At 52.8% G+C, this 25,011-nt stretch carries 24 protein-coding genes and 1 pseudogene; 11 read left to right on the forward strand and 14 right to left on the reverse strand.

Going from position 1 to position 25,011, the window contains the following annotated elements:
• The first annotated feature begins 275 nt into the window (after positions 1–275).
• The 3 genes and pseudogenes from V6E55_RS21060 (at position 276) to V6E55_RS21070 (ending at position 1,606) form a co-directional block, all read left to right on the forward strand.
• Complete coding sequence (locus V6E55_RS21060; protein ID WP_316943834.1) at positions 276–860, forward strand: hypothetical protein; 585 nt, start codon at positions 276–278, stop codon at positions 858–860.
• Between the two features lie 26 nt (positions 861–886).
• A pseudogene (locus V6E55_RS21065) lies at positions 887–1,042 on the forward strand (integrase core domain-containing protein); the annotation flags it as partial.
• A gap of 96 nt (positions 1,043–1,138) precedes the next feature.
• Positions 1,139–1,606: a hypothetical protein gene (locus V6E55_RS21070; RefSeq protein WP_316943835.1), complete on the forward strand. Its 468-nt coding sequence runs from the start codon at positions 1,139–1,141 to the stop codon at positions 1,604–1,606.
• A gap of 158 nt (positions 1,607–1,764) precedes the next feature.
• On the opposite strand, the gene silA is transcribed toward V6E55_RS21070, so the two are convergent.
• From silA to V6E55_RS21090, 4 genes are read right to left on the reverse strand one after another with little or no spacing between them, the layout of a single operon-like run.
• Complete coding sequence (silA, locus tag V6E55_RS21075) at positions 1,765–4,944, reverse strand: Cu(+)/Ag(+) efflux RND transporter permease subunit SilA (RefSeq protein WP_316943862.1); 3,180 nt, start codon at positions 4,942–4,944, stop codon at positions 1,765–1,767.
• A 10-nt stretch (positions 4,945–4,954) separates the two neighbouring features.
• Entirely contained in the window at positions 4,955–6,205 is a 1,251-nt protein-coding gene (locus tag V6E55_RS21080; protein ID WP_316943836.1) for an efflux RND transporter periplasmic adaptor subunit, read from the reverse strand.
• A gap of 11 nt (positions 6,206–6,216) precedes the next feature.
• On the reverse strand, positions 6,217–6,558 hold the full coding sequence (gene cusF, locus V6E55_RS21085) for a cation efflux system protein CusF (protein ID WP_129995777.1): 342 nt from the start codon (positions 6,556–6,558) through the stop codon (positions 6,217–6,219).
• Between the two features lie 28 nt (positions 6,559–6,586).
• Positions 6,587–7,972 carry an efflux transporter outer membrane subunit gene (locus V6E55_RS21090; protein WP_316943837.1) on the reverse strand — a complete coding sequence of 462 codons (1,386 nt, stop codon included), beginning with the start codon at positions 7,970–7,972 and terminating at the stop codon, positions 6,587–6,589.
• 162 nt (positions 7,973–8,134) lie between these two features.
• On the opposite strand from V6E55_RS21090, the gene V6E55_RS21095 reads away from it, so the two are divergent.
• Both V6E55_RS21095 and V6E55_RS21100 read left to right on the forward strand, forming a co-directional pair.
• The gene (locus tag V6E55_RS21095) at positions 8,135–8,818 is read left to right on the forward strand and encodes a copper/silver response regulator transcription factor (RefSeq protein ID WP_028018970.1); all 684 of its coding nucleotides are present in this window, start codon (positions 8,135–8,137) and stop codon (positions 8,816–8,818) included.
• Positions 8,808–10,262: a Cu(+)/Ag(+) sensor histidine kinase gene (locus tag V6E55_RS21100; RefSeq protein ID WP_316943838.1), complete on the forward strand. Its 1,455-nt coding sequence runs from the start codon at positions 8,808–8,810 to the stop codon at positions 10,260–10,262. The genes V6E55_RS21095 and V6E55_RS21100 overlap by 11 nt, the downstream gene beginning before the upstream one ends.
• A gap of 4 nt (positions 10,263–10,266) precedes the next feature.
• Here the strand turns inward: V6E55_RS21100 and V6E55_RS21105 are convergent, their stop codons facing one another.
• Positions 10,267–11,172, reverse strand: coding sequence for a LysR family transcriptional regulator (locus V6E55_RS21105; protein WP_316943839.1), 906 nt, complete (start codon positions 11,170–11,172; stop codon positions 10,267–10,269).
• A gap of 117 nt (positions 11,173–11,289) precedes the next feature.
• On the opposite strand from V6E55_RS21105, the gene V6E55_RS21110 reads away from it, so the two are divergent.
• The gene (locus V6E55_RS21110) at positions 11,290–12,705 is read left to right on the forward strand and encodes an MFS transporter (RefSeq protein WP_316943863.1); all 1,416 of its coding nucleotides are present in this window, start codon (positions 11,290–11,292) and stop codon (positions 12,703–12,705) included.
• 35 nt (positions 12,706–12,740) lie between these two features.
• On the opposite strand, the gene V6E55_RS21115 is transcribed toward V6E55_RS21110, so the two are convergent.
• From V6E55_RS21115 to V6E55_RS21125, 3 genes are read right to left on the reverse strand one after another with little or no spacing between them, the layout of a single operon-like run.
• Positions 12,741–13,736, reverse strand: coding sequence for a DUF2891 domain-containing protein (locus tag V6E55_RS21115; RefSeq protein WP_316943840.1), 996 nt, complete (start codon positions 13,734–13,736; stop codon positions 12,741–12,743).
• A gap of 9 nt (positions 13,737–13,745) precedes the next feature.
• The gene (locus V6E55_RS21120) at positions 13,746–14,732 is read right to left on the reverse strand and encodes a DUF979 domain-containing protein (protein WP_114977198.1); all 987 of its coding nucleotides are present in this window, start codon (positions 14,730–14,732) and stop codon (positions 13,746–13,748) included.
• On the reverse strand, positions 14,729–15,451 hold the full coding sequence (locus tag V6E55_RS21125; RefSeq protein ID WP_236921350.1) for a DUF969 domain-containing protein: 723 nt from the start codon (positions 15,449–15,451) through the stop codon (positions 14,729–14,731). The genes V6E55_RS21120 and V6E55_RS21125 overlap by 4 nt, the downstream gene beginning before the upstream one ends.
• Positions 15,452–15,652: 201 nt before the next feature.
• On the opposite strand from V6E55_RS21125, the gene V6E55_RS21130 reads away from it, so the two are divergent.
• The 5 genes from V6E55_RS21130 (at position 15,653) to V6E55_RS21150 (ending at position 19,827) form a co-directional block, all read left to right on the forward strand.
• Entirely contained in the window at positions 15,653–16,198 is a 546-nt protein-coding gene (locus V6E55_RS21130) for a winged helix DNA-binding protein (protein WP_316943841.1), read from the forward strand.
• 94 nt (positions 16,199–16,292) lie between these two features.
• A complete protein-coding gene (locus V6E55_RS21135; protein ID WP_410493474.1) occupies positions 16,293–17,036 on the forward strand; it encodes a 5'-nucleotidase, lipoprotein e(P4) family in 744 nt (247 codons plus the stop codon).
• A gap of 121 nt (positions 17,037–17,157) precedes the next feature.
• Complete coding sequence (locus V6E55_RS21140) at positions 17,158–18,144, forward strand: MBL fold metallo-hydrolase (protein WP_316943843.1); 987 nt, start codon at positions 17,158–17,160, stop codon at positions 18,142–18,144.
• Positions 18,145–18,239: 95 nt separating this feature from the next.
• Positions 18,240–18,527 carry a VF530 family DNA-binding protein gene (locus tag V6E55_RS21145; RefSeq protein ID WP_114977194.1) on the forward strand — a complete coding sequence of 96 codons (288 nt, stop codon included), beginning with the start codon at positions 18,240–18,242 and terminating at the stop codon, positions 18,525–18,527.
• Positions 18,528–18,534: 7 nt separating this feature from the next.
• The gene (locus tag V6E55_RS21150) at positions 18,535–19,827 is read left to right on the forward strand and encodes a glycoside hydrolase family 10 protein (protein WP_316943844.1); all 1,293 of its coding nucleotides are present in this window, start codon (positions 18,535–18,537) and stop codon (positions 19,825–19,827) included.
• Between the two features lie 42 nt (positions 19,828–19,869).
• Here V6E55_RS21150 and dsbG read toward each other — a convergent pair whose 3' ends face one another.
• The 6 genes from dsbG to V6E55_RS21180 form a co-directional block, all read right to left on the reverse strand.
• Complete coding sequence (dsbG, locus tag V6E55_RS21155) at positions 19,870–20,628, reverse strand: thiol:disulfide interchange protein DsbG (RefSeq protein WP_316943845.1); 759 nt, start codon at positions 20,626–20,628, stop codon at positions 19,870–19,872.
• Between the two features lie 42 nt (positions 20,629–20,670).
• The gene (locus V6E55_RS21160; protein WP_316943846.1) at positions 20,671–21,282 is read right to left on the reverse strand and encodes a DsbA family protein; all 612 of its coding nucleotides are present in this window, start codon (positions 21,280–21,282) and stop codon (positions 20,671–20,673) included.
• 7 nt (positions 21,283–21,289) lie between these two features.
• Positions 21,290–23,311, reverse strand: a complete 2,022-nt coding sequence (locus tag V6E55_RS21165; protein ID WP_316943847.1) for a protein-disulfide reductase DsbD family protein — start codon at positions 23,309–23,311, stop codon at positions 21,290–21,292.
• A gap of 47 nt (positions 23,312–23,358) precedes the next feature.
• Positions 23,359–23,730 carry a hypothetical protein gene (locus tag V6E55_RS21170; RefSeq protein ID WP_316943848.1) on the reverse strand — a complete coding sequence of 124 codons (372 nt, stop codon included), beginning with the start codon at positions 23,728–23,730 and terminating at the stop codon, positions 23,359–23,361.
• Positions 23,731–23,817: 87 nt separating this feature from the next.
• Complete coding sequence (locus tag V6E55_RS21175; protein WP_316943864.1) at positions 23,818–24,378, reverse strand: RNA polymerase sigma factor; 561 nt, start codon at positions 24,376–24,378, stop codon at positions 23,818–23,820.
• 5 nt (positions 24,379–24,383) lie between these two features.
• The gene (locus tag V6E55_RS21180; RefSeq protein WP_114977188.1) at positions 24,384–24,803 is read right to left on the reverse strand and encodes a hypothetical protein; all 420 of its coding nucleotides are present in this window, start codon (positions 24,801–24,803) and stop codon (positions 24,384–24,386) included.
• Between the last annotated feature and the right edge of the window lie 208 nt (positions 24,804–25,011).

The following is a 25,011-nucleotide window of genomic DNA, read 5'->3' on the forward strand; positions in this document are numbered from 1 at the left end:
TGCTGAGCAAAATGAAGGCTTAGCGTACACGACGCGTGTGAATTGTGCTGAGACGACAATAACGCTTTGTGCTGACACATATTAGTGCGCATAATGTATATTATGTTAAATATGATGGGCAACACGAAATAACGATTCTACAAGGCCTTTTGGGTCCTCACTTCCAGAACCTTGACTAAAGTCAAGTTCAGCCCCTTCCCCGTTTCCCTGATTTAATTTTCAGTGCATGCGGTATGACGGCGTCAGCGTAGTCCGTTGAAACGCCCAGACGTTTTTTGACGTCCTTTTTGGCTTCGATTTTGATTTTAGTACAAATTGCAGCGAATAAAGATGAATGGGCGTGGTTGACTGATCTCTTGAAGGCAACGCTTCCTGCTGCGGCTACTGCTGGCGTTGCCTGGCTAGCCATGAACAAATCCCATCGTCAATTTGAATTGACATCAGCCAGGCAATCTGCCGAATTTTCTCAAAGCATCGGTCAGCAAGCCAGGGCTTTGAAAATACAAACCCAAATAGCTACTGAGGTTGAACTTAAAAAAGAGTATTGCCGAAATGTTAGGGATGCTTGCTCCCAGTTCCTTTCGCATGCACTTGAAGCAAATCAGCACAACATCACCTATAAAACTGCATGTGACTTTTTGAATAATGGCGGTTTTGGCTATGAAGGTGAAAGAGACAATGCTCACCGTCAATTCATGAATGCTTTGCATAAAATGTCATCATCAAAGTTGATGTTGATGTCTTACCTTGACCCCAAAGTTGAGAAACATTTCTACGCATCCATCATTAATGTTGACCAACTTCTTCAGAATGGTGGCGATGATTTTGGAAAGGCACGAGGCTCAGCGTCCGGCGGCTGATGCGCATTTATCAGGGCGCATCACTGAACTTTCTTCATGCCCGGAAAACGATTAATGACTGGCGACAGGATTATAACGAGTGCCGTCCCCATTCATCGCTGGATTACCAGACACCAGCTGAATTCGCAACGGACTGGCGAAACAGGAAATATGAAGAAAAACCAACCGACATTACTAACTGAAGGTTGTATCTAATCCTGGGGGCAGGTCAGGCCGCCAGCATAAACAATGCCACCACGACACAGCTGCAGCACCTCAAGACGCAGCTGGCCGAAGAAATGGGTGAATCCCCAGGACTACATACCATGGGCATTCCGGCGGCGATCAGTACTCTCGGGGTGATTGTCAGTTTCGCTATTCCTCAGCTATGGCTGGGGTATGGCGTACTCGCCGTACTCAGCCAGCCAACTGAACGCGTATTTATGTGGGTTGTGCTGATCGCCCTGCTGTTCGCCGGCATAAACGGCGTGACCATGTTTATGATTGGCAAAGGCAGTATGCGCGCTGTGCGTTTACATCTTACACTGGCAGTAATAAGCCTGGTGATAACGGTAATCTATCTGCTGGCCGCGCTGAGCGGTACCTCTTTTCCGGGCGTTAGTCTGACCGCGGCGATGGTGAGTATCGTCATGTCACTGCTTAGTGGGAGCTGTATTCTCTCCACTGCCTTCTATAAGATGCTGCTGTTTGCTCTGCATAATCGTGCCTGGCGCAAACTTATCAGCCAGACACGCGATGCCAGGTAGAACCTCACCATAATTGGCAGGATTTTTTGTACGAAAGGCCACTTTAGAAGTGGCCTTTGTAACAATTGCATCTCATTATCCCAGACGCGATATCCTTGACCTCGCCTCGTCAAGATTGTTGAATCGCTTTGTGAATAGATTATTGAATAGCTAATTTATCAGCTATCCGTTCCCCTGTCATCTTCACGAAATGCGTTCATTGCCGTCTTGTGCCTCTGCATCCAAATCAATTTATACGCCGCAGGAATAATAAACAGCGATAACAGCGGAGCCGTGATCATCCCCCCAATCATTGGCGCTGCTATCCGGCTCATCACTTCTGAACCCGCCCCGGTTCCCCAGAGAATAGGCAGTAAACCTGCAATGATCACCGCAACGGTCATCGCCTTCGGTCGAACACGCAGCACGGCACCATGATAAAGCGCTTCATCGAGCCCCTCTGCGGTAAATGTTTCCCGATGAGATAACTCCGGATGCGCTTCAATGGCATGTCGCAGGTACATCAGCATGACCACGCCAAACTCAGCGGCAACCCCGGCCAGGGCGATAAATCCGGTCCCGGTAGCCACAGACATATGGAAGCCCTGCCAGTACAAGAACCATATCCCGCCCACCAGGGCAAACGGCAGACTCATCAGGATTAATAAGGCTTCATCAACGCGTCGGAATGCCAGATACAACAGAATGAAAATGATCATCACTGTCATCGGTACCATCAGCTTCAGTTTCTTGTTCGCGTGCTCGAGCAGTTCAAACTGTCCAGAGAATGACACGCTGGTACCTGGCCGCAGCTTCACGTTCTGACTGATTGCCGTCTTAATGTCATTTACCACCGATACCATATCCCTGCCCCGCGCATCGATGTAAATCCAGCTGGCTGGCCGGGCATTTTCCGTTTTCAGCATGGTTGGGCCGGAAACCACATTAACCTCCGCGACATCACCCAACGTGATCTGCTGCTTCATCGGCGTCAGGATCGGCATCTGTTTCAGCGCACTTGGACTGTTCCGGTAGTCCTGGGGATAGCGGATATTTATTGGATAGCGAGCGACACCTTCTACTGTTTCACCCACCGTCGCCCCGCCGATGGCTGAGGAGACAAACAGCTGCACATCACCTACGGTCATACCGTAGCGAGCGGCCTTTTCCCGGTTGATGTCTACATCAATGTAGCGCCCCCCTTCCAGGCGTTCTGCCAGAGCCGAAACCACTCCCGGCACGGTTTTGGCGACCGCCTCAATGTTCTGCGCCGTTGCATCAATGTCAGACAGAACCGTACCAGACACTTTGATACCTATCGGGCTTTTGATCCCGGTGGAGAGCATATCAATTCGGTTACGAATGGGGGGTACCCAGAGGTTAGCCAGGCCCGGCAAACGTACCGTTTTGTCCAGTTCATCAATGATCTTGTCAATGGTCATGCCGGGCCGCCACTGGTCTTCCGGTTTCAACTGAATTGTGGTTTCTACCATTTCGAGCGGTGCGGAATCTGTTGCCGTTTCGGCTTTCCCAGTTTTGCCAAAAACAGAGGCGACTTCAGGCACGGTTTTGATTAATTTATCCGTGGTCTGCAGGATCGCGGCGGCTTCAGCCGGCGAAACGCCTGGCAAGGTTGACGGCATGTACAGCAGGTCGCCCTCATTGATCTTCGGCAGAAACTCACCACCAACCTGACTCAGTGGCCAGATAACCGTGAAGATGGATAACGCCGCGACCAGCAAAGTGGTTTTCGGCCAGTGAAGCACCCTAATCAATAGCGGATGATAGGCCTTAATCAACAACCGGTTCAGTGGATTACGGGTTTCAGCAGGGATCTTCCCGCGTATCCAGAATCCCATCAGGATAGGAATAACGATGATAGCCAACGCGGCCGCACCCGCCATGGAATACGTTTTTGTAAACGCCAGCGGACCAAACAGCCGCCCTTCCTGCCCTTCAAGGGTAAAGATAGGAATGAACGATAAGGTGATGATCAGCAGACTAATAAACAGCGCAGGGCCCACTTCGACGGAGGCGTTAGTGATAACCTTCCAGCGCGTGGCGTTGTCAATCTGCTCCCCTGGATGTTGATGATCCCACTCCTCCAGCCGTTTGTGTGCGTTTTCAATCATCACGATGGCCGCATCCACCATCGCGCCAACGGCAATGGCAATACCTCCCAGTGACATAATATTGGCATTCAGCCCCTGGAAGTGCATGACAATAAAGGCAATACACAGGCCAAGCGGCAGTGAGATAATCGCCACCAGCGCAGAGCGTACATGCCACAGAAACAGCGCACAGACGATGGCGACCACAATAAATTCTTCGAGGAGTTTAGAACTCAGGTTATCTATGGCCCGGTCAATTAACTGGCTGCGATCGTAAGTAGTCACGATCTCGACCCCTTCGGGCAAACTCGCCTTTAGCGTTTCCAGTTTATCTTTCACCGCCGTAATGACGTCGCGCGCATTTTTGCCTGAACGCAGGATCACGACGCCACCAGCGACCTCTCCCTGACCGTTAAACTCTGCTATCCCACGCCGCATTTCCGGGCCTGTTTGTACGCGGGCTACGTCACGCAGATAAACAGGTACCCCGTTTACACCGGTTTTCAGGACAATGTTATTGAAATCATCAATGGTCTGGAGATAACCACTGGCGCGGACCATATACTCCGCCTCCGCGATTTCAACAGATGATCCCCCTGCTTCCTGATTTGACGATTCAAGCGCCTGCTTAACTTCCGGCAGACTGACGCCGTACTGGGCCAGTTTTAACGGATTAACCTGGATCTGATACTGTTTAACCACACCGCCCACGGACGCGACTTCAGCCACGTTCGGAATGGTTTTGAGTTCAAATTTCAGGAACCAGTCCTGCAATGAGCGCAGTTCTGAAAGATCGTGTTTTCCACTGTGGTCAACCAGCGCATATTCAAATATCCAGCCCACGCCCGTGGCATCAGGGCCGATTTCAGAACTCACCCCTGCAGGCAGTTTGCCCTGAACCTGATTAAGGTATTCCAGAACGCGAGAGCGGGCCCAGTACAGATCAGTGCCATCTTCAAAAATGACATACACATACGAATCACCGAACTGAGAAAATCCGCGCACGGTCTTTGCGCCAGGCACCGACAACATGGTAGTTGTAAGCGGATACGTGACCTGATTTTCAACAATTTGCGGGGCCTGCCCGGGATAGCTGGTTTTAATAATCACCTGAACATCAGACAGATCGGGCAAGGCGTCGACCGGGGTATTGATGATGGTCCAGGTACCCCACACGCTGAGGAACAGCGCCCCCATCATCACCAGGAAACGGTTGGCGACTGACCGCCGGATAATCCATTCAATCATCATCGTCTCCTTAATGACCTGAATGTGTGTCGTCAGTTTTTTCAGCACGGCGCATACGTTCCAGCGCACCGGTAATATTGGCCTCGGAGTCAATCAGGAACAGACCACTGACCACCACCGAATCCCCTTCGTTCAGTCCAGTATCAATAGCGGACTGTTGCTGAGATTCGTGCAGAACGTGGATCTTTTTGGGCACAAAACGGCCATCTGCATCGACGGTAATCACACGCTGTTCTTTGCCGGTATCTATCACGGCCTGGGATGGGATCAGCAGCATTTCCGGGCTTTGGGTATTCAGTGTCAGAAACGCATTCATACCCGGTTTCAGGAGCTCATCCTTGTTTGATATCTGCAACCGCACCTGCAATGTGCGGGTCGTTTGATCCACGCTGGGCAGAAGGTTCCATTTTTCGACCGGGAACGATTTATCCGGATAAGCGGGTACGGAAATATCAAATTGCGACGAGTTTTTCAGCAGATAAGCGATAGATTCAGGCACTGCTGCGCTAATCCAGACCGGATCCATTCCCTGAATTTGCGCGACCACTTTCTCTTTAGAAATATTCATACCGGTACGCAGGTCAAAAGCCGTGATCACCCCGTCAATCGGTGCTTTTATGGTAAACCGGGTCTGGATAGTCCGGGTTGTACGTAGCCTCTGAATGTCATCGTCCGGCATACCGGCTAGCCGAAGCCGTTCCAGAACCCCTTTTATTTGCGTGGGTGTACCGCCAGTACCGGATAACAGCAGAAACTCACTCTGCGCCTCTACCCAGTCCGGTATGGTGATATCAATAAGGGGTGTCCCTTTCTTCACATGGTCGCCAATTGTCAGGGGGTACACTTTCTCAACAAAGCCTTCCGAGCGTGCCTGAACAATGACGAATTGATATTCGTTATAACTGACGTTAGCCGGGATCGTCTGGGAATAATTCAGTGCTCCACGGGTGACTTTTTGTGTTTTTAACCCCAGATTCTGAACCTGAGTCGGATCAATACGTATACCGGCACTGCTTTTTTCGTTATTTTCATCCGCATATTTCGGCACCAGGTCCATATCCATAAACGGCGATTTACCAGGTTTATCGAATTTAACGTCTGGTTTCATCGGGTCATACCAGAAAAGTACCTTTTTTTCAGTCGTGTTATTTTCTGTTTTTTCAGATGAATGAAGTGCCTGCCATGCCGTCACGGATATCAGTCCTCCCGCCAGGAGACTGCTGATAATCATGGCGGCATATTTTATTTTGAAAGAGGTCATGCCATTCCTCTCTATTTAATGCTCTTAAGTAAAGAAATATTGCCCTGCTGAACAAATGAAAAATCAACGTGACTACCTGGTTTTAAGGCATTGATGCTCTCGTCAGCATTGATAAAAGTGAAACGCATGGTCATTGCCGGCCAGCCGATTGCAGGTATAGCCTCGTGAGAAATCGTGACTTTTTTATTCGTGAGGTCAATGTCTTTCACGACCCCTGTGGCGTTGATGATTTGCTCTGCGGCGGCATCACTGGCGACACTCATCTCCCCATGCTGATGAACTTCAGCCTGAAGGCTGGCAGAGAACATCACAGAGATCGCACCGATTACAACGACTTTAAGAGAATTACGCATTTTTATTTTCCTGTTTAATTAAATAAGTTTACTCAACCCAACCGCCGCCCAACGCGGTGAATAGATTAATTTCATTAACCTGCCGGGAATAGATAAGGTCGAGGATGTTTTGTTGCGTAGAGAACAGCGAACGTTCCGCATCAAGCACATTTAAATAACTGACCGCACCACTGGAATATAACCCTCGCGCACGCTGCAGCGTTATTTGCAGAGAATTAAGATAACGCTGTTGTGCATCAAGCTGCTGGTTGATGCTGTCTCGCAACGCAAGCGCGTCAGCAACCTGTTTGAAAGCGGACTGAATTTTCTGTTCATAATTAACAACAGACTGCTGCTGGCGAATTTCAGCCAGTTTCAGATTGGCTTTATTCCTGCCCGCATTAAAAATGGGGATCTCAATTTTAGGGATAAAATTCCACATTCCACTCCCTGGCGTAAAGAGACTGGATAATTCAGTACTGCTTGTCGAAAGACCACTGGTTAACGATATGGACGGGAAAAAGGCCGCACGTGCCGCGCCGATACTGGCATCAGCCGCTTTAAGTTGATACTCCGCTTCCATAATATCCGGGCGCTGCAGCAGTATTTCTGATGAAAGATGCGGCGGCAGTTTTACTGGTGCGATATCGCTGGCGTTCATCTCTTTTTCGGATGGAAGCGCGCGATAGGTTCCGAGAACCAGCTGCAGGGCATTGTTGGCCTGTGACAGTTCCCCTTCTCTTTTGGCAATTTCTGCCCGGGTACTTTCAATTTGCCCCCGGGCTTGTTCAAGCGCCAGGACGTTCGTGCTGCCGGTCATAAGCTGTTGCTCAACGAACGCCAGGGACTGCTGGTAATTTTTCAGCGTATCCCGTGCAATACGCAGTTGTTTATACGCCAGTTGTTGGTTGAAATAGCTCTGCGACACATTCGAGACGAGCAAAATATGCACGGCACGACGCGCCTCTTCGCTGGCGAAATAATTTTGTCGGTCAGCCTCACTCATGTTTCTGAGTTTGCCGAAGAAATCGAGATCGTAGCTAAGCGCAATACCTGCGTCATACTGTTGTGTGCCAGGTTTGTCACCTTTCAGACCACCGCTGTAAGTGATACCAGATGATCCATTCAACTGAGGATAACGATCTGCGTCCGTTACATTGAACTGTGCCCGGGCCTCCTCAACCTTCAGCGCGGCCATTTTTAAATCGCGATTGTTATCCAGGGCTTCGTTAATCAACCCGGCGACCTGAGGGTCGGTAAAAAAGTGACGCCAGCCAGTGTCCTGGTATCCCATCACTGCGGGTGTGAGGCTGTTGCGTGAAAGCGAAAACTGCTGAGGTACAGGCGCTACCGGTCGCTGGTAGTCAGGTGCCAGCGAAACGCAACCTGCGAGGATAAATACTGTACTGATGCTAAGTCGTTTTAACAGGAACATAACGGTTCAAATGAAGTCCAGAGTATTTTTAGGGCTACTCTACTGAACGCATCCTGTTTGACGGGTGACAGGATAATGACAATGTTGTCATTTTTACCGTAAGTCATTGTTAACGGTCGCAGGCTCACTAGAATGTCATCAGCAGCCAGTCAGGGGAGCAAGATGAAAATATTGATCGTTGAAGATGAAATTAAAACCGGTGAATACCTCAGCAAGGGGCTTACTGAAGCAGGGTTTATTGTCGACCACGCTGATAATGGGCTGAATGGGTACCATCTCGCCATGACCGCCGAATATGATCTACTGATTCTGGATATCATGCTTCCCGATGTGAACGGCTGGGATATTGTGCGCATGCTTCGCTCTGCCGGAAAAGGAATGCCGATACTGTTACTGACTGCCCTCGGCACCATCGAACACCGGGTTAAAGGGCTGGAGCTGGGGGCAGATGATTATCTGATTAAGCCATTTGCTTTTGCTGAGCTTCTCGCCCGGGTGAGAACACTGCTAAGACGCGGAAATACGGTGATCACAGAAAGCCAGTTTCAGGTGGCGGACCTGACGGTTGATCTCGTTTCGAGAAAAGTGAGTCGTGCCGGAAACCGCATTCTGTTGACCAGCAAAGAGTTCAGCTTGCTGGAATTTTTCATGCGTCATCAGGGAGAAGTGCTCCCGCGCTCTCTGATAGCCTCCCAGGTTTGGGACATGAACTTTGACAGCGACACAAACGCGATTGACGTTGCGGTGAAGCGGCTGCGGGCGAAAATAGATAGCGATTATGAGCCTAAACTTATCCAGACGGTGCGCGGCGTGGGCTATATGCTGGAGGTCCCGGATGCGCAGTAAGGCCCTCAGGCGCCCTTTTTCTCTTGCCCTGCGGCTGACCTTTTTTATCAGCCTGTCCACGATACTGGCCTTTTTCGCCTTTGCCTGGTTTATGCTGCATTCTGTTGAAAAACATTTTGCCGAGCAGGATATCAGCGATCTGCAGCAAATCAGCACCGCGATGCAGCGCATATTGCAGTCCCCGTCAGAACCCGATCAGAAGAAAGTCAGTAAAATCAAAGAGTCGATTGCCAGTTACCGCAACGTTGCCGTCCTGCTTCTTGATCCGCAGGGAAATGAGCTGTTCAGCTCGGCACGAGGGGCGGCATTACGCCCGGCGATGAACTCGGCAGACTTTAGCACGCACCGTCGCGCACAGGACGTATTTCTCTGGTCGGTAGAGGAACCCGCAGGGTCAATGCACGCCGGGTCTGATATGAAAATGGAAACGTACCGGATTATCGCCTCTTCAGGAACGGCGACACTGCAGGGCAAAACACAGCGCTATGTCATGCTGATCGGGCTCTCCATTAATTTCCATCTGCACTACCTTGAGGCGCTGAAAAAGAATCTGTTCGCGATCGCCACGGTGATCAGCCTGCTGATTATTCTTATCGTTCGTATCGCGGTTCGCCAGGGGCACCTGCCACTGCGTAACGTCAGCACCGCCATTAAAAACATCACCTCTGAAAATCTCGATGCGCGGCTGGAGCCGTCCCGCGTGCCTGTCGAACTGGAACAGCTGGTGATCTCATTCAACCATATGATTGAAAAGATTGAAGATGTCTTTACCCGCCAGGCTAACTTTTCTGCCGATATCGCGCACGAAATCAGAACGCCCATCACGAATCTGGTGACGCAAACTGAAATCGCGCTGAGCCAGAACCGGTCGCAGAAGGAGCTGGAAGATGTTCTCTACTCAAGCCTTGAAGAATACAACCGGATGACCAGAATGGTCAGCGATATGCTTTTCCTCGCTCAGGCGGATAATAACCAGCTCATTCCTGACAGGGTCATGTTCGACCTGAGTGCAGAGGTCGTAAAAGTGTTCGATTTCTTTGAGGCGTGGGCGGAAGAACGCAACGTCACGCTGAAATTCAACGGCACGCCCTGCCTGACAGAAGGCGATCCGCAGATGTTCAGAAGAGCAATTAGTAATCTGATCTCTAATGCACTGCGCTATACCCCGGAAGGGAAAGCAATCACCGTTTCGATAAGAGAACAGGAAAGCGATTTTGAACTGGTGATTGAAAACCCCGGAACACCCATCCCGGAAGAACATCTGCCAAGGTTGTTTGATCGTTTTTATCGGGTTGATCCATCCAGACAACGTAAAAGTGAAGGGAGCGGCATTGGGCTTGCCATCGTCAAGTCCATCGTCACTGCGCATCACGGTAAAGTCCGTGTGGAATCAGATGCGGTATCGACTCGCTTCATTCTCTCCGTACCGCGAAAAGGTGTATAAGTCGTCAGCGCACCGCCCGACACACGTCGCGAACTTTCTCTCTGAGCCACTGATGGCCAGGGTCCCTTTCCATTCGCGGGTGCCACATCTGTGAGACCGTGATAGTTCGGGCCCTGAAAGGCAGTTCAAAGACGTGCGCATACCCGGTCATCGGTTGATTCAGCAAATACAATGCCGGCACCATCGCGATCAGATCGGACGTCAGCGCGACGGATAGCGCCGTCGGAAAACCCGGCACCACGCTGGCGACTTTACGTTTCATCCCCAATTCCGCCAGCGCCTCATCGACAAAACCGTGTAACGATCCGTCGGGCGAGGCGACCACATGCCCCCAGGAGACATAATCATTCAGGCCTACTGTCGGGAGTGACGCCAGCGGATGCCCCTTGCGCACCACGCCAACAAACCGATCCTGAAATAACCTTTGCAGACGGATTTCAGGCCCCATATTGCTCTGCACGCCAATTTCCAGATCAACCAGCCCCTCGCGAAGATAGCGCGACGTTTTCTCCGGTTTCGGGGTGAAACGGATACACACGTCAGGTGCGACGTCCGCCACGGCGGCAATCAGCAAGGGCCCAAACGCCACCACAAAACCATCGTTGGCTCTGATGGTGAACAGCCGCTCCAGATTTTCCACCTTCAGTGTGTCCGCTGAAGGCTGTAGCACCGCCCTTGCCTCATGCACGGCGCTTCTGGCTCGGTCCCGTGTGGCTTCGGCCCAGGGTGTCAGTACCATATGACGCCCGGCTCGCACCAGGATCGGATCGCCAGTCACCTCGCGAAGTCTGCTCAACGTACGGCTCATGGCGGAGGTACTCAGGTTTAAACGTCGCGCCGCGCCCGCCACACTGGCTTCAGCCAGCAGGATGTCGAGTGCGACAAGCAGATTAAAATCGGGATCGGACACGGTGGCTCCTCATATAAGGCGTTTAATGCAACGATAAGTTGCAAATGCTGCGTCTTCCGCCCTGTATACCTCATGGTTATAGTTTCGTCATCAACATTCTTATCTGGAGTTACGATGATGATGCTATTTTCAAATCAACCCGGCGATGAAGGGCTGCCGGGAGATGAACGCGCCCGGGTCATGGCCGCAGTGATGACCACCACGCTGATGGGCGTCTTTGATGGCACCATGATCAACATAGCGCTGCCCTCCATGGCGAATGCCATGCAGGTGTCCGCGAATGTCGCGGTCTGGTTTGCGAATGGTTATTTGTTGTCGGCGGCAATGACACTCGCCATTTTCGCTGCACTGGCGGCTCGCTTTGGGTATCGGCAGGTCTTTCTGGCTGGGCTTACCACCTTTACGCTCACCTCCCTCGGTTGCACACTGGCGAAAATACCCGAAATGTTGATCGGAATGCGTATTTTGCAAGGCATCGGCGGTGCGGCCACCCTCAGTATAGCCCCGGCGATACTGCGATCTGTGTTCCCCGGTCGACTACTTGGCCGCATTCTGGGGTTACACGCCCTGCTTATCGCCTCCAGCACCGCGATTGCGCCCGTGCTGGGCGGAACGATACTGGACACGCTGAGCTGGCAATGGTTGTTCGCCATTAACATTATTCCAGGAAGCATTGCATTGCTGCTGGCCTGGAAGGCTTTACCGCGCAAAGCGGCTGTTGATAGTGCCCCCTTTGATACGATGGGGGCGGTGCTCTCTGCCGCACTGTTAGGTTCGATGATCATGACGGCCAACAGTTTTCAGCACGTGTGGGAAAGCTTTAATCAGGAAGCCATGTACTGGGCGTTTCTCGCCATGGTCAGTGCCATCGCCTTTATCTGGCATATTCGCCGTAGCCGGGCGCCATTACTGCCCCCCGTCATGTTCAAAAATAGCCGCTTTACACTTGCCGCGTTGACCTCTCTGGCTTCGTTTGTAAGTCAGGGCATCACGTTTGTCGCGCTGCCGTTCCTGTTTCAGAGCGTCTATGGTTACAGCCCGGTCGTCTCCGCGCTGCTTTTCACACCGTGGCCAATCGGTATCGTGCTGATTGCCCCGCATGCCGGGCGTTGGGCGGATACACTTTCAGCACCGCTGATCTCAACCATCGGACTGATTATTTTTGTCGTCGGGTTGGTTCTGCTGGCGACATTACCTTCCAGCCCTTCCGCATGGAATATCTGCCTGCGTAGCCTGGTTTGCGGTGTGGGGTTTGGTTGCTTCCAGAGCCCCAATAACCGGGAAATGCTCTCGAATGTGACGCGGGAAAATGCCAGTTATGCATCCGGAGTGTTGTCTATTGTCAGGACATTTGGTCAGTGTCTCGGCGCTGCCGTGGTGGGCGTTCTGCTGACTGTCGCCGCAGCACCAGAACATCAAACGCTTGATGAGCAAACAGTCCATCTGGCGCTGTGGATCGCCGTGATTGCCTCGACGGGTTCAGTCCTGTTTAGCCTGAGCAGGCTTCGCCCTGCTGTCCGGGCGGCAGCCTAAAGCTGGTGCAGCGCCTGACGGCGCTGCACCTTCATTTACTCCAGGGCGAGCAGCGCAAAGCTCGCCAGCCAGTGTCCGCCGCTGTAGTGGCTACCCACCACATGCTCTACGCTAGCAGCAAGATGTTTTGACACGGCATCACGCAATGCCTGCTGTGCCGGATGGTTTGCCGGCAATGCTTTGGCAATGTGCTTCATACACCAGGCACGGCTGAGGTTTAATCCGTCCAGATGAGCAATTTTGGGATCAGTTCGGTCACTCACTTCCGCCGGGTTCATCAGTGCCGCAATCGACCCCACCTCCGGCAGAAACGCGTCAAACCACGCCGGGAAGTCCTCTGACACCTTGCTCATCAGTAACGCTTCGGTCAACGCGCCGGAAATATACTCATCGCCACCGGGTTCGTAGTGAGCCGGATAACGCGTGTCGGCAAGATAAAACCGCTCCGCCGCCGTCAGAATAGATTGCGCAAGCGCACTATCTTCCACTCCCCGGGCGTAATCAAGTGCCAGTGCGAGCGCAAAGGCCGTGTTGTAGTGCGTCCCGACACGGATCGGATAGGTGAGCTTATTCAGGTAATCTACCAGCCTGTCGCGAATGTCCTGCGTTAAGGGTTGGAGTGTCTGATACCAGCCTTCTGCCTGAGGCAACAACGACTGTTTCAGTTCCTGGGCCAGCGCCAGCAGCCAGCCGTAACCATACGGCCGCTCAAACGACGCGCGGAACGGGGCGGTGAAATAGGCCAACTCCTTTGCCACATTCTCTTCGGTCAGGTGCTCATCGATGAGCGCGACGATCTCCTCTCTGCACGGCAATGCTGGATAGAGACGCACACAGCGCAGTAACAACCAGTAGCCGTGCACCGCCGAGTGCCAGTCAAAACAGCCGTAGAATATCGGATGCAGCTCGCGAGGTGGCAGGACATCACCGTCATCATTCAGCAGGTGCATGATGTGGTTAGGATATTCCTGGCGCAAATAGGTCAATGGCATGCGGGCAAACGCGTCAGCCTGATGTTGCGTTAATTCCATAACAGCTCCTTAGCGAAACACGAGGAAATACATTAAGAACACGTTCACCACCAGCAGGGTTAACGCGGTCGGGATCTGGATCTTGATCACCTGATATTTGTCTTTCAGCTCCAGCAGCGCGGCGGGAACGATATTGAAATTCGCCGCCATCGGCGTCATTAGCGTGCCGCAATAGCCCGCGTACATGCCAATCGCCAGCAGCGGCGCCGGGTTGCCGTGATGCACATTGATCAGGAACGGTAAGGCGATGCCGGCACTCAGCACCGGGAAGGCCGCAAACGCGTTACCCATGATCATGGTGAACAGCGCCATACCCACGCAGTAGATGACCACCAGCATGAAACGGCTGTCCGGGTTCACAAAAAGGCTGACCACTTTCTGTACTGAATCGCCCGTGTTTGCCGCCACAAATACCCCGCCGAGCATGGCCAGCATTTGCGGCAGGATCACCGCCCAGCCGATGGTATCAACAAGACGACGGGACTGACGAACCGCATGCAACGGCGTGCCTTTAGTAAGCCACCAGCCGGTGAGGATCGCCGCGACACAGGCCACGCAAAGTGCCGCCAGGGTGAGTTGTTTCTGATCGAGCAGGAACACACCGCCCACAGAAACCCCTTTCAGGAATAACGTCCCGAGAACCGTCACCACCGGGATCATCAGCGCGGGCAGGAACAGCCAGTTTTTGAGCCGGTTTGACGAGGCGACCCGTTCTTCATCAGAGGCCATTTTGTAGTGCCCTTTCCCGACCAGCCCAAAACCCGCCAGCAACGCGATAACGATGACACTGCCGCCAATGATCCGGTACGCCAGCGATTTACCGAGCTCCTGCACCATCAGGTCACCAAACAGGAAGATCCCGCCGAATAAAAACCAGAACAGCGCAGTGGTAAAGCGTTTAGGATTGGCGCGATCGCGCAGGGTCATCACAACCAGCAACATCACGACAAAGCCAATCAGGTAGTACACGCGGTTAATGGTAATAAGCGTCATCATTGCGCGGCCTCCTGCGTACCTTGCTCTGCACGCCATGCCATCACATCACGACGGATGCTGGCATCCAGACGCAGCAGCCGGGTCATATGAATGATCAATGCCGCAATCGCGGTCGGGATGGCCCACAGACCAATATGGAGCGGTTCAATGCCCTGAATACCGTTCTCTTTCAGGAACGCGTCAATCAGCAGCACCGCCCCAAAGGCGATAAAGATGTCTTCCCCAAAGAAGACCGCGATGTTGTCGCACGCAGCGGCATGGGCCTTTATTTTGTCGCGGATAGATTGCGGCAGTTCGCCGTATTCGTTCAGCGCCGCCCCTTCGGCCATGGGTGCCAGCAGCGGACGTACCGTCTGTGCATGACCGCCCAGTGACATCAGACCCAGAGCAGCCGTACCCTCACGGGCGACAAAATAAAGCATGAGAATACGCGCCGAGGTCGCGCTGGCGATCTTCGCCACCCAGGCCTGAGCGCGTTCTTTAAGTCCGTAGTACTCCAGTAAACCGATAACGGGCAGGATCAGAATGAAGGTCGCCAGCGATCGGCTATTCACAAACTTCTCGCCGAAGGTTTCCAGCAGCATACCGAAATCCATACCGACCAGCAGACCCGTCGCCAGCCCCGCCACCACGACCACCAGTAGCGGGTTGAAGCGCAGTGCAAAACCAATAACCACGATCGGTATCCCGATCAGCGGTAACAGCGTAGTACCGTCCATAAACGTTTACCCTATCGAAAGTGAGCGTTGCACGCCGACGGCTATTTTTTTAATTTGCGGCGAGCGATGTTGTGTTTTATTGGCAGGCTTCGCAAAACCTGCGCTAAAAAGCTATATCTGAACCTCAAAAACATGTAAACAAATTATCAATAAAATGTTCTTATTTTATCGACGAGTTTACATTTCTGGCTAAGGAACCTTATGACCACAAAAAAGAGTGCTTCAACACCTCATGACGATATCAATGATGGCCGCATCGTCTCCTCCCATCATCTGGTGTCTGCGCGTTGTGCAGAATTATCGGAACTGGAGTACGCATTAATCACGACCAGCAATGCGTTTAACAAATGGATGGTGCGCTGTATGGCCGCAGCTGGTGAGCCTGATATGGGGGCGTTTGATGTCTCACTGCTGCATCATGTGAATCACCGCAACCGCAAGAAAAAGCTGGCCGATATCTGTTTCGTCCTCAACGTGGAAGATACCCACGTAGTGACCTATGCCCTGAAAAAGCTGGTCAAAGCTGGCTACGTGACGAGCGAGAAAGCGGGTAAAGAGCTCTTCTTCTCCACCACAGAGGAAGGTAAAGCGTTATGCATGAAATACCGTGATGTGCGGGAAGCGTGCCTTATCAATATTCAGGCAGAGAGTGGTATTTCAGGAGCATCAATTGGAGACACCGCACAACTGTTACGCACGATATCATCACTGTATGACACTGCGGCCCGGGCGGCGGCCTCACTGTAAGTTGAGTTGCCACATAAGGTTCATTTTTCTGTCATTGAACTCCATTACGCTTTCGTGATTTTAACAAGGTGTTGAGGAAAGAAGTGTGAATTCAATGGCTAAGGTATTACTGCTGGCATTACCCGTATTCAGTGCAACGGCAATGGCGGCTAATCGTGACCTGTGTGAACCCAAAGCGTATGAAATGGCGCTGCGCTATCAGCAGAAATCGGCCGAGATTATGGCGCTTCAGATGCAGACGTATCGGTTTGCCACTGAACGTTTCAATGAAAAATTAAAAGATCTGAAAACGCCGGAAAATTACGCCATCGTCATGGATCTGGATGAGACTGTCCTCGATAACACTCCTTTACTGGTGCGCGATACGGAACAGTGTCACGATTTTACCCAATGGGACACCTGGAGTGACTGGGAGAAACAGGGTAAACCGGGTTTGATCCCTGGCGCGAAAGCCTTTCTTGACCACGTGAATCAAAGCAAAGTCCGTATTTATTATGTGTCGGATCGTATGCAGGAAAACAAAGCCGACACGCTCAATACGTTAAAATCTCTGGGACTTCCGCAGGTTTCAGATGAGAGCGTACTTCTGGATACGGTCAGCAAAGAAGAACGTCGCCAGAGTATCCTCAAAAAGCAGCAGATCGTGATGCTGTTCGGCGACAGTCTGCCAGATTTCGCCGTGCAATTTAAAAACAAAAAACCGAGCGAGCAGCAACGTGAGCTGGTTGAGGCCAGCGCTGAACACTTCGGCAATGACTGGATTGTGCTGCCTAATGCCGCTTACGGCTCCTGGTCAAAAGCCACGCCGGATATCTGGAACGCACCGCTGAAAAAATAACACCTTACGAGCCGGGAATGGGACCTGCACCACCCGGCTATTATGCTGGCTCCTGTCATTATTAGGTAGGTTCTTCTATTTTTACGGAGAAGTAAGATGAGCGCTTTCAAAGGAGACTCTTATGCTTACCGTGAAAAAACTTGCTCTGTCCACGCTGATATCCAGTGCATTACTTCTCTACCCTTCATTACAGGTATTGGCAGTTACACCTCAGCACGTTGTTGAACAACCCGCTGGCGGATACCGCGTACAGGTCGGCGATATTATCGTCACTTCGTTTACTGACGGGAGCGTCGCTCAGGATCTGCATAAATTACTGCGCCGGACAACGCCGAAAAAAATTGATGCTTTGCTCGCGAAGAATTTCCAGACCAACCCGGCCGAAGTTTCCATTAACGCTTTCCTGATAGCGATGCCCGGACACAAAATCCTTGTGGATACCGGCTCAGGCCAACTCTTTGGCCCAGGTAACGGCGGACGTCTGATTGAGAGCCTTGCCTCGCAAGGTATTAAGCCGCAGGACATTACCGAAATCCTGCTCACTCACGCCCATTCCGATCATGCTGGTGGCCTGGTGAAAGACGGTAAGCCGGTGTTCAGCAATGCGCGCGTTTTCGTTGGCAAACCGGATATCGACTTTTTCTTTAATGACGATAATCAGAAAAAAACAGGCTACGGCAAGAACTACTTTGACGTCGCACAGAAAACGTTAAAACCTTACCTTGATGCGGGCAAAGTCGTGCCTTTTTCTGGCACTTCCGAGCTTATTCCAGGCATTACCGGCACGGTACATCCCGGCCATACACCGGGATCAGCCTTCTATACCCTGACAAGTAAAGGCGAGAAGATCACCTTCGTGGGCGATATTATTCATGCTGCGGCGGTCCAGTTCCCGCAGCCCGACGTGACTATCACCTACGATGAAGATCAGAACAAAGCGGCACGCGTGCGCGAAGAGGCGTTTGCGGACTTTGTGAGAAATAAAGACCTGGTTGCTGCCCCCCATCTCCCGTTCCCGGGTATCGGCTATGTCACCAAAGGTGAACATGGCGGCTATGCGTGGGTGCCTGTCACCTATACCAATCGGGACGCCAGCAGTGCGGAATAAGCATCAGCGCGGGATGTCGTTGCCGCTTCCCGTGCTTTCTTGTACCCTTTCACCGGTTAACCCAACCCCATTAAAATTGAGACATCCGGACGCTTATGACTGCACACATTTCTAACGATCCTTTGCATGGTGTAACGCTGGAGATGATGGTCAACGCCCTGGTGGCACGATATGGTTGGAACGAGTTGGGCGACCGAATCAAAATTAACTGTTTCAGAAAAGATCCCAGCGTTAAATCGAGCCTGAAATTTTTGCGCCGTACCCCCTGGGCACGCGCGGAAGTCGAAGCCCTGTATCTGGACTCCCTCAACGATGAAGGACACGCAGAACAGGAAACGCCCGCCTTTAATCCCTGGGCTAACAGTCGGATTATCAAGAGCTAATACGCAAATGACGCGACATGTAAAACGGATTGGTGCGCTGGCTGGCTGCGCGCTTTTACTTGTGAGTTGCTCCTCAAAACCACCGAAATCACTGGTTACCCCTCTTCCCACCGTCAGTACACCGACGCAGCAGGCCAACGAGCCGATGCGCGGGATCTGGCTGGCGACCGTCTCCCGCCTCGACTGGCCACCGGTCGCATCAGTGAATGGCCGCAGCGCTGACCAACGCATCGCGATGCAAAAGCAGGCACTGACCAGCAAGCTCGACAATCTTAAGCATCTCGGGATTAACACCGTCTTTTTCCAGGTGAAACCGGACAGCACGGCCCTCTGGTCATCAAAAATTTTACCGTGGTCAGATATGCTGACGGGTAACATCGGCGAATACCCTGGATACGATCCGTTGCAGTTCATGCTCGATGAAGCGCACAAGCGTGGCATGAAAGTGCATGCCTGGTTCAACCCGTACCGCGTATCGACCAACACTAAGCCGTCAACCATCGCCGCCCTGAACCGGACGTCATACCAGACTCCGTCCAGTGTCTATGTTCAGCACCCGGAGTGGGTACGCATTTCAGGCGATCGTTTCGTACTCGACCCGGGTATTCCGGAAGTGCGCGACTGGATCACCCGAGTGGTCACCGAAGTGGTGGCAAACTACCCGATAGACGGCGTGCAGTTTGATGATTACTTTTATGCCGAATCACCCGGTTCGGCGCTCAATGACGGGCAGACTTACCGGCAGTACGGCCAGGGATTTGCCTCAAAAGCCGACTGGCGCAGGCACAACACGCAGCAGTTGATCGTGCAGGTTTCCCGCGCGGTTAAACAGACAAAACCCGGCGTTGCGTTTGGCGTCAGCCCGGCTGGCGTGTGGCGTAACCGTTCATTTGACCCGGCAGGCTCGGACACACGGGGTGCTGCAGCCTATGATGAATCCTTCGCGGATACACGTCAGTGGGTACAACAAGGTTTACTCGACTACATCGCCCCGCAGATTTACTGGCCTTTCTCCCGGGATGCTGCGCGCTACGACGTGCTAACCAAATGGTGGGCCGATGTCGTGAAATCGACTCACACTCGCCTGTATATCGGCGTTGCGTTCTACAAAGTGGGTGAACCGTCGAAAAATGAACCGGACTGGATGGTTCAGGGCGGTGTACCGGAGCTGAAAAAACAGCTCGATCTGAACGATTCGCTGCCCAATGTGAATGGTACGATCCTGTTCAGGGAAGATTACCTGAACCAGCCGCAGACCCAGCAAGCAGTCAACTACCTCAGGGGACGCTGGGGTAGCTAAGAGAATATCAGGCAGAAACGTCCCGTTTCTGCCTGTTTTCGCTTACGGCTTCGGCCCGAACATCGCCTCAAGCTGTTTTTCATCCGGCATACCCATCACCTGCTGAAGCTCATTCTCCGCATTCAGATAATAAATAGCTGGCGTGGCGTTAGCGCCCAGAGCGTCCATTAATGTCTGGTGTTTCTGCAGTATTTCAACAGTTTCACGGGATGCGCTGCCTTCCGGTTTTGGCAATTTTTTGCCGCCAGATAATTCGTAATCACGCCAGGCCGAGACCGGATCTTTCGCATTCAGTATGGCGGCGGCATTACGTCCGCTGTTGGGGTTGAGAAACGCCACCAGCAGCGTATTGAGCTGAACGTTACCGGCCTTCACCCATGGTTGCGCCTCCGACCAGAACTGTTTGCAGTACGGGCAGAACGGATCGGCAAAGACGAACACTTTACGCGGGGCGTTCTCCGCCCCTTCTTTCAGGGGATGCGCCGCGTTAAGCTTTTTCCACATTTCGCGTCCCATCGGGGCATAGATCTCTTTCTGGAAATATCCTTCGCTGAGGTTTTTTCCTTTGTCATCGTACAGATACCCCGAGATCACGTGCTTGCCGTCCGGCGTTAAAAAGAGCGTCACGCCCATATCCTGATATTGTCCAAGCCAGGCTGGCACGCCGCCAGGTGCATCCAGTTTCTTAATGATTTTGATGTCCTGCTGCTCGCTAAAGTGTTTTACCACATCCGGTATGGCTTCAGTCGCCTGCGCCAGCCCTGACGATACCAGCGCCGAAAGTAACAGTAATTTTTTCATTTCCCTCTCCGGTTTATCGGGGGCATCAAGTCCCCTTTCAGGTTAGCGGTTTTTCAGTGCGTCACTGACCATTTCATCGAACTGTTCAAACGGGACCCAGCCAGGAAGCAATCCTTCGCCTATAAGCGTCGCGGGTGTTCCCTGAATCCCCATTTTTTCTGCGACGATCAGGCTGCGCTTAATCGTCATCAGGCTCTCCTCATCAGGCGTCGTGACACTCACCCCTGCCCGTTTTTGCGCCTCCTGAATACTGGCTTCATCGTGGTACCCCTTTCTGACCATCAGGGTATGGTTCAATTTCATAAATTGCTCCGGATGCGCGCGCCAGAGTGTTAAGGCGTCACGCGCTGCGGTCAGCGAACTTTCCGAGCGGAAAGGCAAAAACTTAAAGACCACTGCGACATCCGGGTATTTTTCGACAATTCTCTCCAGGTACGGGTCAAATTTCTTACAGTACGGGCAGTTGTAGTCCGTAAAGACCACCAGGGTCAGTTTTGGGTTTTTCGCGCCGATGCGCGGGGAGTTCGGATCATTAAACAGGAAATCAGAGATCATCTGCTGCGCACGTTGTTCCTGGTCCGGCGTCAGGGGTGTTGCCGCCATCACCTGAATGGAGGCCAGAAGTAGCAGCAGCGTAATAAAGATTTTTTTCATGACACAGTTAGCCTTTTTCATTGTTCAGGGTGGCGACAAGGGTGCGCTTATCCAGCAGCGGCGAGAGGATCTCCCCGTCCGGGATACCGGGGCCATACACCTCATTAAACGGAATGGCATAGCGGTTTCGCTTCTCAAGAAACGCAGCGATAAGCGCGGAAGGCTGGCTCCAGTTTCCGCGCAGGGCCACCACGTCCGGCTGACTCAGTGCGGCAATGATGTCCGGCTGATTCAGTACCCGATGCTCGTTAACCTTACAGGTCACACACCAGTCGGCAGAGATATCTACAAACACCCGTTTCCCCTGCGCAAGCGCATGCTCGATAGCCTCTTCACTGAGCGGCTGCCACGGGATCGTCTGCTGCACATTTTGCGTTGCGAGGACAGGTGGTGCGTTAAGCAACCCGCGCAGTTGGTATCCGCCAAATACCGACAGGGAGATCACTACCAACCAGAACAGTGGCGAGGACGTTTGCCCCTTCATTGTGAAGAGCGCCAGCGCAATAACAATCAGAACCAGCATTACGATCTGACCAACCGTTTCACCCAGATGCAGGTTAAACAGCGTAGCCAGCCACAGGCTGGAGGCCAGCATCATCAGGCCAAGGATGATCTTCAGTGTGTTCATCCAGCGCCCGGGCTTCGGCAATAACGTGGCCGTTTTTGGCACCAGGGCAACAAACAGCCACGGCAAACTCATTCCCACGCCGAGCATCAGGAAAATGAGCCACAGGGTCTGCAACGGTGCACCGAGGGCAAACGCCACGGCAGTACCGAGGAATGGTGCGGAGCACGGCGTGGCCAGTAGCGTGGCGAACATCCCTTCACAGAAACTGCCCCCCAGCCCCGTACCGCCCGTCGCGGCCAGGCGTCCTGCGGCGGCAGAAGGCAGCAGCATCTCAAACACCCCAAACAGGTTCAGCGCGAAGAGGAAGGTCACGGCGACCATCAGACCAATAAACCACGGGTTCTGGAACTGAATGCCCCAACCCAGCGATGCCCCGGTCAGCTTAAGCGCAGTCACCATCGCGGCAAGCAGCATAAAGGAGGTGAGGATCCCGGCGCTGGTTGCCAGAAAACGCAGCCTGATCGTTCGTCTGTCTGAGCCCGCATGCAGGATACTGTTGAGCTTCATGCCCATCACCGGCAATACGCAGGGCATCAGGTTCAGGATCAACCCGCCCAACAGCGCAAAGAACACCATTTTTCCCGTGCCGGGCGCTGCGGACGCAGCAGGCGTTGCTCCAACCGTCATTACGGTTTGCTGGGCTTTACTGCCATTGGTCAACACAAACGACAGAGCTTTACCTTCCAGCGCGGTGGGTTTATCTCCCCACTCATCGGTGACAGGAACGGTCACCCGAAGCTGATGGCCGTCGTGTTTAATGACGGGTTCTCCCGGAAGAATATCCCCCTCCAGCGGGTCAAAATAGATCCCCGGATTGTCCCACTTTCCTGCCGTTGTCCCTGTAATGACCAGATTGCCGTCCGCCAGCCAGGCAGTAAGGTCAGATGAAACGCCTGACGAGCCGGGAACAGAGCGCATCGCGTGGTCGAAGGCATCACGAAAACCGGCATCGACCGGTTGATTAAAATCGAGATGTAGCGGGTAGTCCGTCAGCAGGCAGACGTTACTGCACGTGGAGAGCGTCAGCGTTCCGTCGAGCGCGTCTCCCTTCACCCCGTCGAGGACAATCGGGATCGTGACCTTGTCGTGATAACCCTGCGTGGTCATGCCGGAGATATCGAAGCGCGACGGGACCGGCCAGGACCAGCTGTCCGTTACGCCTTCCGGCCAGCTGATTTTCGGCGCAACGCCGCCCTCGCCCGGCGAACGCCAGTAGGTTTTCCAGCCGGGCTTTAGCTCGACAGTGAGCAAGCCCTGAATGCGGTTTTGATCCCTTTCCGCCTGAAAGCGGATACGGGCGTGATCATTTTGTGGGGAGACCTGCCAGCCAGTGTCTGCCGCATGGGTAATACCGATGCAGGACAGCCACAGGAAGACGAACCCCCTGAAAAGGTTAAACATGTTTTACTCCGTGAATAGTGAAAATTATCGTGTGGTGACGATGTTTTTCATTCACGGAAAACGCAGTTTTTAAGATGTATTCGGGGAGGAGGCGCCTGAACGGGTTGTTCTCTGGAAACAAATACCCGCCCCTGCGTTAACAGTTGCAGGAGGGCAAAGAAGATAATAATGGCTGGCAATGCGCCATCGAAAAACAGTGGCTGCGCGCAGAGAAGCGAGTGTGCGCCCAGTTGACAAGGTGACGGACCGGGCTGTTCAGTGTTGCTGTTTTGAGCTGGGGCGTCAGCCATCTGGGACGTCTGCGGAGCCAGTCCCTGTAAAAAATGGTTGAGATACACCGCACGCTGCACGAGACAAAGTGCCATCGCGAGACAGGTGATGATCAAAAGCCATTTTCCGAGAAGCTGACGGTTGCGCATAACATTCCAGAGTAACAAGACGCCCCGATCATAAACGATAGTGATGAATCTACAAGCTCCGGAAGTGTAAGGTTTTGTCTGTCGCTGCTATTCACCGGTCAGCGCGTCATAAACATCCCGCAGCCGCGTACGCAGAAACAACACCGCCTTGTGCTTACGGGATAACAGCGCCTGCTCGCTGGCACCCGTCTCCTCTGCCAGCATTTTAATGCTGTAGCCGTGAAGCTCGGTCTTTTCGAATACCTCCCGCTGCGGTGGTGGAAGTTCAGACAACGCCTGTTCCAGTTCTTCCCACAACAGCGTTTTGAGATACTCCTCTTCCGGTGTCTGCGGTATACCGAACAGGGTTTCTGCCAGTTCGTCTGCCGGAAAACTGTCTTCATCGTCGCCCGTAAAATAGCCGGAGAGTGAAACCTCGCGTTTTTTCCGCGACCGGTCAGTCATCTCATTACGCGCCGCGCGGAACAGCCACGCAGCAACGTTCTCGACTGGCTGTTCCACTTTCATCAGCTGATACGTGACTTCCTGCAAAATGTCGTCGGCATCATCACGGACGGACGTGCGCCCGCGAATGAAGGCTTTCAGCCGGGCGCGACAGGCATTGAGCGCCGACATCAGCATGGATCCTCCCGCCTCCCCGGCTTTCATTTCGCTCACTCTGCTTCCGGCGTTTTTGGCGCGTTGTCATCGCGTTTTTCGTCACGATGACCGTGCCAGCCGCAGTGTCCGCGCCCGTGACGACCAAACCCTTCACGACGCTGCTGAATAAACGCCTCGCGCTGTTCGGGAGTCATGTTCATCCAGCGCTCGTGCATCCGGCGGTGTGCACCAAACATCCCGGGACGGAAACCCAGCCCGCCAAATAGAATGCGGCTCAGCACCAGTATGCCCAGCGCCTGCCAGAACCCGATGGCTTTCACACCGAGGATCGCCGGAAGCAAGGCGTTCCACAGGGACATTACCAGCAGGCCGAGTGCAACGAAGATCACTGCGCCGATGACTAAACCCTTGCCCATACGGTGGCGACCGAATCCGCGTCCGTGACCTCTTTCGTGCATATCAAAATCTCTCATGGTGTTTACCTCGTTTACAGTAACTGATTATGGCTTGTGATGAGGTAGACGAATGAGCAAGGGAAATATTGCTGGGAAAATGAAGAAAATATTGAGAGCTACGTTTCTGATGCTTTTAACGGCGGTGCAGTGAAAACCGCAGTTATGGACTAAGTTATGAATAAAAGTAGATCTATGTAACAAATTTACTTTCTACGTTTCGCAAACA

The organism is Enterobacter sp. 342 (assembly GCF_036663495.1).
In the GTDB taxonomy this organism is placed as follows: Bacteria; Pseudomonadota; Gammaproteobacteria; order Enterobacterales; family Enterobacteriaceae; genus Enterobacter.

What these genes read in the sequence shown, in the direction of transcription:
- V6E55_RS21070 (WP_316943835.1), top strand. Translation starts at nt 1,139, where the DNA reads ATGGGTGAATCCCCAGGACTACATACCATGGGCATTCCGGCGGCGATC.
- silA (WP_316943862.1), bottom strand. Translation starts at nt 4,944, where the DNA reads ATGATTGAATGGATTATCCGGCGGTCAGTCGCCAACCGTTTCCTGGTG.
- V6E55_RS21080 (WP_316943836.1), bottom strand. Translation starts at nt 6,205, where the DNA reads ATGACCTCTTTCAAAATAAAATATGCCGCCATGATTATCAGCAGTCTC.
- cusF (WP_129995777.1), bottom strand. Translation starts at nt 6,558, where the DNA reads ATGCGTAATTCTCTTAAAGTCGTTGTAATCGGTGCGATCTCTGTGATG.
- V6E55_RS21090 (WP_316943837.1), bottom strand. Translation starts at nt 7,972, where the DNA reads ATGTTCCTGTTAAAACGACTTAGCATCAGTACAGTATTTATCCTCGCA.
- V6E55_RS21095 (WP_028018970.1), top strand. Translation starts at nt 8,135, where the DNA reads ATGAAAATATTGATCGTTGAAGATGAAATTAAAACCGGTGAATACCTC.
- V6E55_RS21100 (WP_316943838.1), top strand. Translation starts at nt 8,808, where the DNA reads ATGCGCAGTAAGGCCCTCAGGCGCCCTTTTTCTCTTGCCCTGCGGCTG.
- V6E55_RS21110 (WP_316943863.1), top strand. Translation starts at nt 11,290, where the DNA reads ATGATGCTATTTTCAAATCAACCCGGCGATGAAGGGCTGCCGGGAGAT.
- V6E55_RS21115 (WP_316943840.1), bottom strand. Translation starts at nt 13,736, where the DNA reads ATGGAATTAACGCAACATCAGGCTGACGCGTTTGCCCGCATGCCATTG.
- V6E55_RS21120 (WP_114977198.1), bottom strand. Translation starts at nt 14,732, where the DNA reads ATGATGACGCTTATTACCATTAACCGCGTGTACTACCTGATTGGCTTT.
- V6E55_RS21125 (WP_236921350.1), bottom strand. Translation starts at nt 15,451, where the DNA reads ATGGACGGTACTACGCTGTTACCGCTGATCGGGATACCGATCGTGGTT.
- V6E55_RS21130 (WP_316943841.1), top strand. Translation starts at nt 15,653, where the DNA reads ATGACCACAAAAAAGAGTGCTTCAACACCTCATGACGATATCAATGAT.
- V6E55_RS21135 (WP_410493474.1), top strand. Translation starts at nt 16,293, where the DNA reads ATGGCTAAGGTATTACTGCTGGCATTACCCGTATTCAGTGCAACGGCA.
- V6E55_RS21140 (WP_316943843.1), top strand. Translation starts at nt 17,158, where the DNA reads ATGCTTACCGTGAAAAAACTTGCTCTGTCCACGCTGATATCCAGTGCA.
- V6E55_RS21145 (WP_114977194.1), top strand. Translation starts at nt 18,240, where the DNA reads ATGACTGCACACATTTCTAACGATCCTTTGCATGGTGTAACGCTGGAG.
- V6E55_RS21150 (WP_316943844.1), top strand. Translation starts at nt 18,535, where the DNA reads ATGACGCGACATGTAAAACGGATTGGTGCGCTGGCTGGCTGCGCGCTT.
- dsbG (WP_316943845.1), bottom strand. Translation starts at nt 20,628, where the DNA reads ATGAAAAAATTACTGTTACTTTCGGCGCTGGTATCGTCAGGGCTGGCG.
- V6E55_RS21160 (WP_316943846.1), bottom strand. Translation starts at nt 21,282, where the DNA reads ATGAAAAAAATCTTTATTACGCTGCTGCTACTTCTGGCCTCCATTCAG.
- V6E55_RS21165 (WP_316943847.1), bottom strand. Translation starts at nt 23,311, where the DNA reads ATGTTTAACCTTTTCAGGGGGTTCGTCTTCCTGTGGCTGTCCTGCATC.
- V6E55_RS21170 (WP_316943848.1), bottom strand. Translation starts at nt 23,730, where the DNA reads ATGCGCAACCGTCAGCTTCTCGGAAAATGGCTTTTGATCATCACCTGT.
- V6E55_RS21175 (WP_316943864.1), bottom strand. Translation starts at nt 24,378, where the DNA reads ATGAAAGCCGGGGAGGCGGGAGGATCCATGCTGATGTCGGCGCTCAAT.
- V6E55_RS21180 (WP_114977188.1), bottom strand. Translation starts at nt 24,803, where the DNA reads ATGAGAGATTTTGATATGCACGAAAGAGGTCACGGACGCGGATTCGGT.